This window comes from Vibrio sp. Vb1755 (assembly GCF_033338635.1).
Lineage (GTDB): Bacteria > Pseudomonadota > Gammaproteobacteria > Enterobacterales > Vibrionaceae > Vibrio > Vibrio alginolyticus.
This window is the reverse complement of the sequence record NZ_JAWOTA010000014.1, coordinates 37064-51386: the sequence shown is the minus strand read 5'-3', so window position 1 is coordinate 51386 and position 14323 is coordinate 37064. Positions and strand designations below refer to the sequence as shown.

Annotated in this window: 12 protein-coding genes; 10 read left to right on the top strand and 2 right to left on the bottom strand. The window is 45.3% G+C overall.

The window, feature by feature from the left end; genetic code table 11:
- The first annotated feature begins 277 nt into the window (after positions 1-277).
- The gene (cysB, locus tag R7E00_RS13700) at positions 278-1252 is read left to right on the top strand and encodes an HTH-type transcriptional regulator CysB (RefSeq protein ID WP_005388967.1); all 975 of its coding nucleotides are present in this window, start codon (positions 278-280) and stop codon (positions 1250-1252) included.
- A gap of 53 nt (positions 1253-1305) precedes the next feature.
- Positions 1306-2502, top strand: a complete 1197-nt coding sequence (locus R7E00_RS13695) for a methyltransferase (protein ID WP_262606130.1) — start codon at positions 1306-1308, stop codon at positions 2500-2502.
- Positions 2503-2595: 93 nt separating this feature from the next.
- On the opposite strand, the gene ald is transcribed toward R7E00_RS13695, so the two are convergent.
- A complete protein-coding gene (ald, locus tag R7E00_RS13690; protein ID WP_005378241.1) occupies positions 2596-3720 on the bottom strand; it encodes an alanine dehydrogenase in 1125 nt (374 codons plus the stop codon).
- A 156-nt stretch (positions 3721-3876) separates the two neighbouring features.
- Here ald and lrp point away from each other — a divergent pair, with 156 nt between their 5' ends.
- From lrp to R7E00_RS13650, 8 genes are all read left to right on the top strand, one after another.
- A complete protein-coding gene (gene lrp, locus R7E00_RS13685; RefSeq protein ID WP_005378234.1) occupies positions 3877-4371 on the top strand; it encodes a leucine-responsive transcriptional regulator Lrp in 495 nt (164 codons plus the stop codon).
- Between the two features lie 152 nt (positions 4372-4523).
- Positions 4524-7571, top strand: coding sequence for a DNA translocase FtsK (locus R7E00_RS13680; RefSeq protein ID WP_017821701.1), 3048 nt, complete (start codon positions 4524-4526; stop codon positions 7569-7571).
- Positions 7572-7632: 61 nt separating this feature from the next.
- Positions 7633-8259 carry an outer membrane lipoprotein chaperone LolA gene (lolA, locus tag R7E00_RS13675; RefSeq protein ID WP_005388103.1) on the top strand — a complete coding sequence of 209 codons (627 nt, stop codon included), beginning with the start codon at positions 7633-7635 and terminating at the stop codon, positions 8257-8259.
- Positions 8260-9615: a replication-associated recombination protein A gene (locus tag R7E00_RS13670; RefSeq protein ID WP_038889531.1), complete on the top strand. Its 1356-nt coding sequence runs from the start codon at positions 8260-8262 to the stop codon at positions 9613-9615.
- Between the two features lie 91 nt (positions 9616-9706).
- On the top strand, positions 9707-11014 hold the full coding sequence (serS, locus tag R7E00_RS13665) for a serine--tRNA ligase (protein ID WP_005437179.1): 1308 nt from the start codon (positions 9707-9709) through the stop codon (positions 11012-11014).
- 203 nt (positions 11015-11217) lie between these two features.
- Positions 11218-12120: an N-acetylmuramidase domain-containing protein gene (locus R7E00_RS13660; RefSeq protein ID WP_017634398.1), complete on the top strand. Its 903-nt coding sequence runs from the start codon at positions 11218-11220 to the stop codon at positions 12118-12120.
- Positions 12095-12538: a hypothetical protein gene (locus tag R7E00_RS13655; RefSeq protein ID WP_262606129.1), complete on the top strand. Its 444-nt coding sequence runs from the start codon at positions 12095-12097 to the stop codon at positions 12536-12538. The genes R7E00_RS13660 and R7E00_RS13655 overlap by 26 nt, the downstream gene beginning before the upstream one ends.
- 137 nt (positions 12539-12675) lie before the next feature.
- Entirely contained in the window at positions 12676-12942 is a 267-nt protein-coding gene (locus tag R7E00_RS13650; protein WP_005437185.1) for a DksA/TraR family C4-type zinc finger protein, read from the top strand.
- Positions 12943-13011: 69 nt separating this feature from the next.
- Here R7E00_RS13650 and bioA read toward each other — a convergent pair whose 3' ends face one another.
- Complete coding sequence (bioA, locus tag R7E00_RS13645) at positions 13012-14292, bottom strand: adenosylmethionine--8-amino-7-oxononanoate transaminase (protein ID WP_258633100.1); 1281 nt, start codon at positions 14290-14292, stop codon at positions 13012-13014.
- Positions 14293-14323: the final 31 nt, after the last annotated feature.

Genomic DNA, 14323 nt, shown 5'->3' with positions numbered 1-14323 from the left:
TAAAGAATACATGAATCTTATCTTACTCGGCACCTTATTTGTTTGATTATTTTGTCTCTCCCACGTTTTAGTTACTGATAGAAGTCACATCATAGAAATTCGGTCATTTATTGGCTCAACTTTGTGCATATTGTTTCTTGCTTGAAGATTATTAGTATGTGATTGAGGTATAAGTTAGAAATTGCTGTTCATTTCGATTTGAACGCGTTATAACTAATTATTATATCGCTCGCTTGAGTGGCCAATAAACTCTCTCATGAATAAGTAAGGGATTACGATGAAACTGCAGCAGCTGAAGTATATTGTTGAGGTTGTAAACCATAATCTGAATGTATCTGCAACGGCGGAAAGCTTATATACCTCTCAGCCAGGTATCAGTAAACAGGTTCGGTTGCTGGAAGATGAGTTAGGCATTCAGATTTTTGAACGTAGCGGTAAGCACTTAACGCAAGTGACGCCAGCTGGTGAAGAAATTGTACGTATCTCGCAAGAAATTCTCGCTCGTGTAGAAAGTATCAAAGCGGTGGCTGGAGAGCACACCCATCCAGAAATGGGGACGCTGAATATCACCACGACACATACGCAGGCTCGTTATGCACTGCCAGATGTCATCAAAGGTTTTACTTCTCGTTATCCAAAAGTGTCGTTACACATGCACCAAGGTACACCGTCACAAATGTCTGAGGCGATAGCTAAAGGCACAGCGAATTTTGCGATTGCGACAGAAGCGCTTCACTTATATCAAGATGCCATCATGCTGCCTTGTTATCACTGGAATCGTTCAATAGTTGTGCCTAAAGACCACCCACTAGCGAAGAAAGACAAAGTAACGATCAGTGATCTTGCCGCTTACCCATTAGTCACTTACGTGTTCGGTTTTACTGGTCGTTCAGAGCTGGATACAGCATTCAACCGCGAAGGTTTAACCCCGCGAGTGGTGTTCACGGCAACTGATGCAGACGTCATTAAAACTTACGTTCGTATGGGTATTGGTGTGGGTGTGATTGCAAGCATGGCTGTGGATGAAGAGCAGGACGGTGACTTGGTTGCAATAGATGCGAGCCATTTGTTTGGCGCGAGCACCACGAGCATCGGCTTCCGCCGTGGTACATTCTTACGCTCTTACATGTTCGATTTTATGGAGCGTTTTGCACCGCACTTAACGCGTCCAGTGGTTGAGCAGGCGATTTCGTTGAAGTCTAATGCAGAAATCGAAGAGATGTTTAAAGACATCGAGCTTCCGGTGAGATAACACTTCATTGATGTTTCGATTCCCTCTACAATGCGCTCGTTGTAGGGGGAGCTATGAAAACGCAATTTCAATTTATTAATGACTGCTTAATCGAAAACCAATCTTTGTGGCGATTCGAGCCTTTTAAAAGCAGCATTCGCACTTCATTACCTTGGCAGGAGCAACATCCTCGACTGTGCCAATGGCTAGCGTCTCTTACTCCCTCTCAAATCGAAGAATACAAAGCAGCACCAGAACTCGCGTTAAAAGCACTTAGTCCGTTTTTGCCTGAGCTTGAACAACTCGCAGAACTGACTCATTTAGAGCTTTTGTCGTTAAACGGCTTGGAACTCGCTCGTGGTTTAGATAACGGTATTCCGGGACGTAAGTTGGAGCAAATTAGCTCGATGGGTGAAGCTGCAATTCAACAACACTGTGGCGAAGAATGGCTAGAATGGTGCTCAGGTAAAGGTTACTTGGGGCGAATCCTGACAACGCAAACCGATCAGCCTGTAACCAGCTTTGAATACCAACAAGCACTGTGCGATTCGGGGCAACAAGCAGCCAATGAACATCATTGGAAGATGACGTTTATTCAAGGCGACGCGTTTGATAGCAAAGCGAAAGCCGTGTTTAAGCCAACGCAACACGCAGTAGCACTGCATGCATGCGGTGACCTTCACGTTCGTCTAATGCAGTACGGCAGTGAAAATGGGATTGCTGCGATGACCATATCACCTTGTTGTTACCACTTGATTCAGTCGGAACAATACCAGCCGATGTCGGAATCGGGCAGGGCTTCTTCTCTCTCATTGTCTAAGCAAGAACTGCGTATCCCATTACAACAAACGGTGACGGGAGGAGAGCGCGTGCGTCGTCATCGTCAGCAGGAAATGATGTTTCGTCTTGGGTTTGATTTGATCACGCGACAAGCTTTGGGAATGGCAGAGTATCAGCCTGTGCCGAGTATCCGTAAGTCGCAATTAAGTGATGGTTTTGAAGCCTTATGTCGCTGGTCAGCGGAGCAAAAAGGCATTGTTCTTCCTCAAGAAATCGATTTCTCTCATTTTGAAAAGTTAAGCGAACAACGCTTCTGGCAAATGGAGAGAATGAGCTTAGTGCAACTTGTTTTTCAACGTCCGTTGGAGATCTGGCTCGCATTAGACAAAGTGCTTTATCTTGAAGAACGTGGTTACCGTGTTAGATTGTCAGAGTTTTGCCCTAAATCGGTCACGCCTAGAAATATTTTAATTTGTGCATATAAGATTTAGTTATTCTTTATAGCCAAACGCTCTATATGAAAAAGCCCACTTATGAGTGGGCTTTTGTAAACAAAACGTGACAAGTTATGTTTTATTTTGTCATTAATTAAACATAGCGATAGCTTGAGTTGGTTCAACGTATTCCAAGTCAAAGCTTTCTGCTACTTCTTTACACGTTACTTTTCCGTGAATAACGTTTAGACCTTCAAGGAAGCCTTTATCTTCTAGAAGTGCTTCGCGGTAGCCTTTATTTGCTAACTTCACGATGTATGGAAGTGTAGCGTTGTTGAGTGCAAATGTTGAAGTGCGAGCAACTGCGCCAGGCATATTTGCTACACAGTAGTGAACCACTTCATCAACGATGTAAGTTGGATCTGCGTGAGTTGTCGCGTGCGAAGTTTCGAAACAACCGCCTTGGTCAATTGCCACGTCAACCACTGCCGCACCAGGCTTCATCTTAGCAATGTGCTCTTTAGTGACCAGTTTAGGTGCTGCTGCGCCAGGAATTAGAACGGCACCGATAACAAGGTCCGCTTCTAGAACATGCTTCTCGATAGCGTCTTCAGTAGAATAAACCACTTTTGCGCGACCTTGGAATTCTTCGTCAAGCTTACGAAGTGTGTCTACGTTACGGTCTAGAATAGTGACGTCAGCGCGAAGGCCAACCGCCATACGAGCAGCGTTTGCACCAACAACGCCACCACCAACGATAACGACTTTTGCAGGTTCAACACCAGGTACGCCGCCTAGGAGTAGACCACGACCGCCGTGCGACTTTTCCAACGTTTGCGCGCCAGCTTGGATAGACATCCGACCTGCCACTTCTGACATTGGTGCTAACAGTGGCAAACGACCCATATTATCTGTTACAGTCTCATAGGCTATACAGACAGCTTTGCTCTTGATTAGCTCATCAGTTTGTGGAAAATCTGGTGCTAGGTGTAAATAAGTAAATAAAATTTGCCCTTCGCGGAGCATTGCTCTCTCTACTGCTTGGGGTTCTTTTACTTTTACAATCATGTCTGCTTGCGCAAATACGTCAGCAGCATGAGGGAGAATGGATGCGCCGACAGCGATGTAATCATCGTCTGAAAAACCAATGCCGGCACCTGCATTGGTCTCAACTAAAACTTGGTGACCATGTGAGATGAGTTCTCTCACGCTAGCTGGGATCATACCAACACGATATTCGTGATTCTTGATTTCCTTAGGTACGCCAATGATCATCCTGTATCCTCTTTCTATAATGGTTGTATTAACTGTTAGTAGGGTGTTATTGTCGAATTAATAACTAGTATAGTTATAGATTTGTAAAATTTGGCACCAAATATTAAAAAGTTGTAGTATATTTTTTTGCAAGGAAGTAATAAGGTGGAATAAAAAATGGCAGACAACTATAAAAAGCCGTCCAAGGAACTAGACCGTATCGACCGCAACATTCTTAATGAGCTGCAGAAAGACGGTCGTATTTCAAACGTTGAGCTTTCAAAACGTGTGGGACTTTCTCCAACGCCATGTTTGGAGCGTGTACGTCGCTTAGAGCGTCAGGGTTATATCACAGGGTATACTGCATTATTGAATCCGCAGTTCCTGGATGCATCACTATTAGTATTCGTTGAGATTACGCTAAACCGTGGTGCGCCGGATGTGTTTGAGCAGTTTAACTCAGCTGTTCAAAAGCTAGACGACATACAAGAGTGTCATCTTGTTTCAGGTGACTTTGACTATCTTCTTAAAACCCGTGTATCAGATATGGGTGCTTACCGCCGACTATTGGGCGATACGTTACTACGTCTACCTGGCGTAAATGACACTCGCACATACGTTGTTATGGAAGAAGTGAAACAATCTAACCAGCTTGTGATCAAAACTCGTTAATTTCTTGCAAAGAAAGCGGTATATGCTTCCGCTTTCGCCAGAGAGTAATTGGGTTTTTCTCCTTGATATGGTTAAATCAATTTACCGAGCGGCTTGATGCCGCTCGGAATGTTTTGCAATTTCCTATTTCATTTCCATATTCAAGTTGATTTATGTTCAAAGAGAACGCAAAGAAAGTCGAAACCATTATCAAAACCAGTGAAGAGCCCCAGTCTTCACGCTTAAATGGCTTCCAACGCTTAAAAGAGTGCTGCTTTATCGTTGGCGTTCTTAGCTCGGTATTGCTTGCGGTTGCACTATTTACCTTCAGTCCGGCCGATCCTTCTTGGTCCCAAACCGCATGGGGAGGGGATATCGATAATGCTGGTGGCCTTTTCGGCGCTTGGCTAGCCGATACTCTATTCTTCACATTTGGCTCTCTCGCTTACCCAATCCCTTTCTTGCTAGCGGCGGCTGCATGGGTGATTTGCCGTAAACGAGGAGAAGATGAGCCAATTGATTTCATGCTATGGGGTACAAGGCTGCTCGGTCTTGTCGTCCTTATTATGACCAGTTGCGGTCTTGCCGATATTAATTTTGATGACATTTGGTATTTTTCATCCGGAGGTGTGGTCGGGGATGTGTTGTCTAGCCTCGCTTTACCTACATTGAATGTACTCGGTACCACATTGGTACTGCTGTTCTTGTGGGGAGCGGGCTTTACGCTCTTCACTGGCATCTCATGGCTTAACATCGTGGAATGGCTTGGTGATCGTGCGTTAGCACTAATTGCCGCGCTTGCAAATAAGGCAAGAGGTTCAGAGCAGGAAGTTTTAGAACCTCAGCTTGATGAGTTTGTAGAAGATAAAGTCTCTACGCCTAAACATAATGTAGACCATGAAATTGATGATGAGCCGCTTCCTCATTTAACGGCGTACGATGTCGATGAACCGAAAGAGCCGGCGCCAGCGCATGAGTATCCTATTTATATGCCGCAAGCTAAACCTGATAAGCCTGCGGAACAGGCGATGGTAGAACCGACGCCACCACAACGCAAGGCTACGGTTAATGCTGCGCCAGTTTATTCTGAACCTGAGCCTCAAATACAACCTATCCATACGGTTAACACGGATAACGTTGATCCGCTCTTGGAACGCACCAAGCAACTGAATGTTACGATAGAAGAGCTTGAAGCAGCGGCGCAACAAGCAGATGACTGGGGAACTGAAGAACAGGCAGCCCCATCATTTGCAAACACTTACTCTTCCTATGTAGAGCCACATACAGCTACAGAAGAACCGATCAGTGTTGAACCAGATTATGCGGAGTACGAACAATTTGAAGCAGAGCAAGTACAGCAGCCAAGTATAGAGCATCCTGTACATGAAGAGCCTGCAATTGATTCTGCTGTATTAGATAGCATCACGGCTCAAACAGAGTCGAGCCAACATATTGAGCCTACGATCTCTGACTTTGATGTGTTAGATGATGAAGACGAAGTGGAGTCTCAGCCTGCACAGCAAGTACAGCCAACAACGCCTCATCAGCAAGCAGCAACACCTTCAACAACATTTGAACCTGCACCTCAAAAAGTGGAAGTAGAAGAGATCCAAGACAACGACCAAGACGTTACAGCATTCCAAGATATGGTTTCCAATGCGCAAGCCAAAGTCGCTGCAACACAGAACCCATTTTTGGTACAGAAAGAAGAAAACTTGCCAGTTCCGGAAGAGCCACTCCCAACGCTCGAGTTGCTTTATCATCCAGAAAAACGTGAAAACTTTATCGACCGTGATGCGCTAGAGCAGGTCGCTCGATTGGTAGAGAGCAAACTCGCTGACTACAAAATCAAAGCCGATGTGGTTGGTATTTATCCTGGTCCAGTGATCACTCGTTTTGAGCTTGATTTGGCGCCGGGGGTGAAAGTAAGTCGTATTTCTGGTCTTTCAACTGACTTAGCGCGTGCATTGTCTGCGATGGCGGTACGTGTTGTGGAAGTAATCCCTGGCAAGCCTTACATCGGTTTGGAACTGCCAAACATGAGTCGTCAGACGGTCTATTTATCTGATGTCATCAGTAGCCCTCAGTTTGAGCAAGCAACGTCACCAACAACGGTTGTGTTAGGTCAAGACATTGCGGGCGAAGCTGTGGTGGCAGATCTTGCGAAGATGCCACACGTGCTAGTAGCAGGTACAACAGGTTCTGGTAAGTCGGTAGGTGTGAACGTGATGATTTTGAGCATGCTGTATAAAGCAGGTCCAGAAGATGTACGCTTCATCATGATTGACCCGAAAATGCTAGAGCTTTCTATTTATGAAGGTATCCCTCATCTTCTTTCTGAAGTTGTGACTGATATGAAAGACGCATCAAATGCTCTACGTTGGTGTGTGGGCGAGATGGAACGTCGTTACAAATTGATGTCGGCATTAGGTGTACGTAATGTGAAGGGCTTCAACGAAAAACTGAAGATGGCAGCAGAAGCGGGCCACCCAATCCATGACCCGTTCTGGCAAGAAGGCGACAGCATGGATACTGAACCGCCATTGCTAGAAAAGCTGCCTTACATCGTCGTTGTTGTTGACGAATTTGCTGACCTAATGATGGTGGTCGGTAAGAAAGTTGAAGAACTGATTGCTCGCTTGGCGCAAAAAGCGCGTGCGGCAGGTATTCACTTAATTCTTGCGACTCAGCGTCCATCGGTTGATGTTATTACCGGTCTAATTAAAGCGAACATTCCAACTCGTGTTGCGTTTACGGTATCGACTAAAACGGACTCTCGTACAATCCTAGATCAAGGCGGCGCAGAATCACTACTTGGTATGGGTGATATGTTGTATCTACCGCCGGGGTCAAGTCATACAACTCGTGTTCACGGTGCATTTGCATCAGATGATGATGTTCATGCTGTTGTAAACAACTGGAAAGCGCGTGGTAAACCGAACTACATTGAAGAGATCATCAGTGGAGATCAAACTCCAGAAAGTCTATTGCCAGGTGAGCAAATGGAAGCGGATGAAGATGTAGACCCGCTCTTCGATCAAGTTGTTGAGCACGTGGTTCAATCACGTCGAGGTTCGGTTTCCGGTGTTCAGCGCCGATTTAAGATAGGTTACAACCGTGCCGCCCGTATTGTAGAGCAGCTTGAGGCGCAGGGCATCGTAAGTGCTCCGGGTCATAACGGTAACCGTGAAGTACTGGCACCTGCGCCACCAAAAGATTAATGAACTTGTGTTACTCACCTCAGTCCAACTGAGGTGAGTGGTTCTAATAATAGGTATCTGAATGAAAAAACTATTTTCAGCGAAACTTTTCTCCGCGCTTGTTTTAAGCTTTTCCCTCTTCTCTACTGCACACGCAGCGTCTCCTAAAGATGAATTAAACAAACGCCTTTCTATGAATGATGGCTTTAGTGCAGATTTCTCTCAGCAGGTTATTAGCCCTGAAGGCGAAACGGTGATGGAAGGAGAAGGTACGGTTGAAATTGCCCGCCCAAGCCTGTTCCGTTGGAGTACAACATTCCCTGATGAGAACCTATTGGTCTCTGACGGTAAGACATTGTGGTACTACAGCCCATTCATCGAGCAAGTGAGCATCTACTGGCAAGAGCAAGCAACAGAGCAAACGCCATTTGTTTTGCTAACGCGTAACCGAGCAAGTGATTGGAATAACTACAAAATATCTCAAAAAGGTGACCAGTTCACTCTCATTCCTACTGCAGTAGACTCCACACAAGGTCAATTCCAGATTAATATTGATGCCAAAGGTGTGGTGAAAGGCTTCAATGTGGTTGAGCAAGACGGCCAAAAAGGTTTGTTCACCTTTAACAACGTGAAGCTGGGTAAACCAAAAGCAGACAGATTCACATTCACAATTCCAAAAGGTGTGGAAGTGGATGACCAAAGGAATTAATTGGTAGTGAGTAATTACACATTAGATTTCTCGGGGGACGAAGATTTTCGTCCCCTTGCTGCTCGTATGAGACCGGAAACGATCGAGCAATATATTGGACAGCAGCACATTTTAGGCCCTGGTAAGCCACTGCGCCGTGCGCTAGAGGCGGGTCACATTCACTCTATGATCCTTTGGGGACCACCAGGCACAGGCAAAACGACATTAGCGGAAGTGGCTGCAAACTACGCCAATGCTGAAGTAGAGCGTGTGTCTGCCGTAACGTCTGGTGTGAAAGAAATCCGTGCTGCAATCGAGAAAGCACGTGAGAACAAAATGGCGGGTCGCCGCACCATCTTATTTGTGGATGAGGTGCATCGCTTCAACAAATCTCAACAAGACGCGTTTTTACCGCATATCGAAGATGGCACGGTTACCTTTATTGGTGCGACGACAGAAAACCCATCGTTTGAGTTAAACAACGCATTGCTGTCACGTGCACGTGTCTACAAGCTAACGTCTCTCGATAAAGATGAAATCTCACTGGCGCTGAATCAAGCGATCAGTGACAAAGAGCGTGGCTTGGGCAATACACCCGCACATTTCGCTGATAACGTATTAGACCGCCTAGCAGAACTGGTCAACGGTGATGCTCGCATGTCTCTCAATTATCTTGAGCTGCTCTACGACATGGCAGAAGACAATGCGCAAGGTGAAAAAGAGATCACGCTTAAGTTGCTGGCTGAAGTGGCAGGGGAGAAAGTCTCTCGCTTCGATAACAAAGGTGATATCTGGTATGACTTAATCTCTGCGGTCCACAAATCCATTCGTGGCTCTAACCCAGATGCGGCGCTTTACTGGGCTGCACGTATGATTGCTGCGGGTTGTGATCCTCTTTATATTGCCCGTCGATTACTTGCGATAGCATCAGAAGATGTCGGCAATGCGGACCCTAGAGCCATGCAAGTGGCACTCTCCGCGTGGGACTGTTTTACACGCGTTGGCCCAGCAGAAGGTGAACGTGCGATTGCACAGGCGATCGTGTACTTAGCATGTGCGCCAAAAAGTAATGCTGTTTACGTGGCGTGGAAACAAGCGCTCACGGACGCTCATAACTTACCTGAATATGAAGTGCCGCATCACCTTCGAAATGCACCAACCAGTTTGATGAAAGACATGGGTTATGGTGCAGAGTATCGTTATGCTCACGATGAGCCTGGCGCCTACGCTGCGGGTGAGCAATATTTGCCACCTGAAATGGGCGATCGTAGGTACTATCAGCCGACAAATCGTGGTCTAGAGACCAAAATCGGCGAAAAGTTAGATTACTTGGCTACTTTAGACGCAAATAGCCCACAAAAGCGCTATGAAAAGTAGGCGTTTTTGGATACATTTGTTCAGTAAATTTTTTTAACGCGTACGCTTGGAAAGTGCGCGTGATTTCACAACAAAAAGCATAGGATTAACAATGCTGGATTCTAAATTACTTCGTACAGAGCTGGATGAAACAGCTGCTAAACTGGCGCGTCGTGGCTTTAAGCTAGACGTAGATACTATTCGTAAACTTGAAGAACAACGTAAGTCCATTCAAGTAGAAGTAGAAAATTTACAATCCACGCGTAACTCCATCTCCAAGCAAATCGGCCAAAAAATGGCGGCTGGCGACAAAGAAGGCGCAGAAGAGATCAAGAAACAAATCGGTACTCTAGGTAGCGATCTTGATGCGAAGAAAGTTGAACTTGAGCAAGTAATGGCTCAACTAGACGAATTCACGCTTTCTGTACCAAACATCCCAGCAGATGAAGTGCCAGATGGCAAAGATGAAAACGACAACGTTGAAATCTCTCGTTGGGGTGAGCCAAAGTCTTACGACTTCGAACTGAAAGATCACGTTGACCTAGGCGAAATGGGTGACGGTCTAGACTTCGCAAGTGCTGTTAAGATCACTGGCGCACGTTTCATCGTGATGAAAGGCCAATTCGCTCGCCTACACCGTGCAATCGCTCAGTTCATGCTAGATCTTCACACTGAAGAGCACGGCTACACGGAAATGTATGTACCTTACCTAGTAAACTCTGACAGCCTATTCGGTACTGGTCAGCTTCCTAAGTTTGGTAAAGATCTTTTCCACACTGAGCCGCTAGTAGAAAAAGTAAACGACGAAGAGCCACGTAAACTGTCTCTAATCCCTACTGCAGAAGTGCCTGTAACGAACCTAGTTCGTGACACGATTTCTGACGAAGCGGATCTACCAATAAAGATGACAGCTCACACGCCATGTTTCCGTTCAGAAGCGGGTTCTTACGGTCGTGACACTCGTGGTCTGATTCGTATGCACCAGTTCGACAAAGTTGAGCTAGTACAAATCACTAAGCCAGAAGATTCAATGAACGCACTAGAAGAGCTAACAGGCCACGCTGAGAAAGTTCTACAACTTCTTGAGCTTCCTTACCGTAAAGTGGTTCTATGTACAGGTGACATGGGCTTTGGCGCTCGTAAGACTTACGACCTAGAAGTTTGGGTTCCTGCCCAAGAAACTTACCGTGAAATCTCTTCATGTTCTAACATGTGGGACTTCCAAGCTCGTCGTATGCAAGCGCGTTTCCGTCGTAAAGGCGAGAAGAAACCTGAGCTTGTACACACGCTAAACGGTTCTGGTCTAGCTGTAGGTCGTACAATGGTTGCTATCCTAGAAAACAACCAAGAAGCAGACGGCCGCATTGCAATCCCTACAGTACTTCAGAAGTACATGGCGGGAGCAACGCACATCGGTTAATTCATTAACCACTAGAACATCAAAACCCAGCCTCTGTGCTGGGTTTTTTGTTATCTGCGTCGAGTGAAAATACGTTGTTATGTAAATATTGGATGAGGTATTGCATAGTTGACCTAACTTATTGAAAACAATTCTTAATGATATTTTTCTAAGCTTTATTGGGCATGACAATCTCCTCCAAAATTTAAAAAGGAGGCACTTTCATGGCTTCAATAAGAATAAGCGGCTCTGTTGGCTTGGGTGGTAAAAATGTGGATGTTGATATTCGTACGGTACAAAGGTCTATTAACCAATTGCTTGGTTCTTTAAAGGGAGTAAAGGAGCTTAAAGTGGATGGGAAACTAGGCTCTAGACCGGAAAACTCCAAGACTGTCGCCGCAATTAAAGCTTTTCAGAAAAACCTTGTTGGGATGGCTCGTCCAGATGGAAGGATAGATGTGAATGGAAGAAGCCATCGTAAGCTAAATGAGTATTTAAAACGAACACCTGAGACTGCGGTGGCATATACGTTACCCTTGGTTGGCTCAAGAGATGCGTTGACGGACTTGGATTATAGCAAAGTAGCTGAAACTCTTGGATGCGAAGTCGCTGCTATTAAAGCTGTAGCTGAAGTTGAGAGCCGAGGAGAAGCCTACTTTAGCAATGGTAAGCCAAAGATTTTGTTTGAGGCTCATATATTTTCGAGACTCACTTCAAGAGCCTACGATAACAGTCATCCAAGTATTTCAAGTCGGCATTGGAATCGAAGTCTGTACGTTGGTGGTATCTCAGAATACGTACGTTTAAATAAAGCGATTGAACTGAATTCAAATGCAGCAATCCGCTCCGCATCTTGGGGACGTTTCCAAATTATGGGCTTTAATTTCAAGTTAGCTGGTCATGTTACCGCTGAATCCTTTGTTAAAGCTGTATTCGAGTCGGAGAAGAAACAACTTGAGGCTTTTGTTACGTTTATCCAAAAGTCTGGCTTAGGTGAACATATAAGAGATAAAAATTGGGCTGCCTTTGCTCGTGGTTACAATGGTTCTGAGTATCAGAAAAATCAATACGACGTCAAATTAGAAAAGGCTTACAAAAAATATGCTTCGATTAAAAATGCTGCGTAACATTTCTTTGCTTGGACTTATTTTTAGTTCATCTGCTTGTGCTTCCAGCCACACTAATACTGCGCTATTTAAGTGTGATGCTTCACATCCTAACCGTCTAGAAATATCAATAGAAAATATAAACAGTCAGGTTCTACTGTCGGAGCTTAACTTAGGGGGGAGCAGTATTGAAAGAACCTTAGTTGTAAAGGACTTTAAATTAGACCAGTATCATCGAGCGTTGGTAGATGAGAAGTCACTGGAATTTAGTATTGGTGAGCGCGTCATATTAGTCAGTGAGTACTTTAGCGAGGAGTTTGGTGAGGTAGAGAAGATACTCAGTGTTACTTTGAGAGAGCCTGAGCAAACGCAGTACTTTGAATGTGAGGAAGGGAGTATGAGTAACCTTGCATTGCTTTTCCATGAGAGCGCCGAATAATCGATTGCAGAGTAATTATTACCAAAACGTAATAGTGTTTTCGAATTTACCCTAATTATCTTGTTATTTGTAATCGATATAATCATCCACCTTACCACGGTAAGTAGATTTTCTCATTCAAGTAACGAGGAGGGCTTATGGCCGTAGGGTGGGCAAACGACGATAGCGTCAGCCAACAAATTCAAAACACAATAGACGACGAGATTTCCCGTGTTCGTGGCAGTATCACAAAGGGTGAGAGCGCCCATTACTGCGATGAGTGTGGTGATGAGATTCCAGAAGCGCGTCGTCTTGCAATGAAAGGCGTTCGTTTGTGTATCGAATGTCAGTCAACAATCGAATTGGTATCTCAACGCCAAGCATTGTTCAATCGACGAGCGAGTAAAGACAGTCAACTTCGATAGCTTTACTGCTCTGATAAATAAAGAGACGGTTTGAGTTTCATACTCAAACCGTTTTCGTATTGAATTGAACTATGAAGCGAAGCAGTCTTTACGTTGCAACGCCGCATCAATCGCATCCACTAACTTTTCAATATCTTCTGGCTTGCTGATGAACGGCGGCATCATATAAATCAGTTTACCAAATGGACGAATCCAAACTCCGTGTTCAACAAACAGGGCTTGGATAGTTTCCATATTCACAGGGCGATGCGTTTCCACTACGCCAATGGCACCTAACCAACGGGTGTTTTTTACCAACTCGTATTCTTCAAGTTTTGGTAGTAACTCAGAAAACAGCGTTTCAATTTGTTGGGTTTGCTGTTGCCAGTTACCTTGTTCAATCAATTCCAAACTTGCAGTAGCTACAGCACAAGCGAGTGGATTCCCCATAAAGGTTGGACCGTGCATAAAACAGCCAGCATCACCACCACAAACGGTGTCTGCTACGTGTTTGCTCGCGAGGGTCGCAGAGAGGGTCATGTAGCCGCCAGTAAGTGCTTTCCCGACACACAGAATGTCTGGTTGAATATCTGCATGTTCGCAGGCAAACAATTTGCCTGTGCGTCCAAAACCAGTAGCGATCTCATCTGCAATCAATAACAAACCGTATTTGTCACAAAGCCTACGCACGCCTTTGAGAAATTCTGGATGGTAGATACGCATGCCGCCTGCGCCTTGAACGATAGGCTCAAGGATCACCGCAGTAAGTTCTTGATGGTGAGTCTCAATCTTGTGCTCGAAGTCGGTAAGGTCTTCTGGCTTCCATTCATCCCAATAACCACAAGTTGGTGACTCCGCAAAGATATGCTCAGGCAAAAAGCCTTTGTAGAGAGAGTGCATAGAGTTGTCAGGATCGGTAACCGACATCGCCGCAAACGTATCGCCGTGATAACCGTGTCGTAAAGTAAGAAACTTCGGTCGGCGTTCGCCTTTTGCATGCCAATATTGCAGTGCCATTTTTAAGCTGACTTCTACGGCAACGGAGCCTGAATCGGCAAGGAATACATGCTCAAGATTACTTGGTGCTAGGGATAGCAACTTCTTACACAAACTGATTGCTGGCTGGTGGGTAATTCCGCCAAACATCACGTGAGAGACCTGATCGATTTGTTTGTGCGCGGCTTGATTTAAATACGGATGGTTGTAGCCGTGGATCGTCGACCACCAAGAAGACATGCCGTCGACCAGCTCAGTACCGTCTTCCAATTTAATGTGAACACCATTTGCCGATGCTACTGGGTAGCAGGTCAGAGGTGTCAATGTCGAAGTGTAGGGATGCCAGATATGCTGGCGGTCGAAGGCGAGATCCATGTGCGATTCCAATAACAATTAAGGTTAAAAA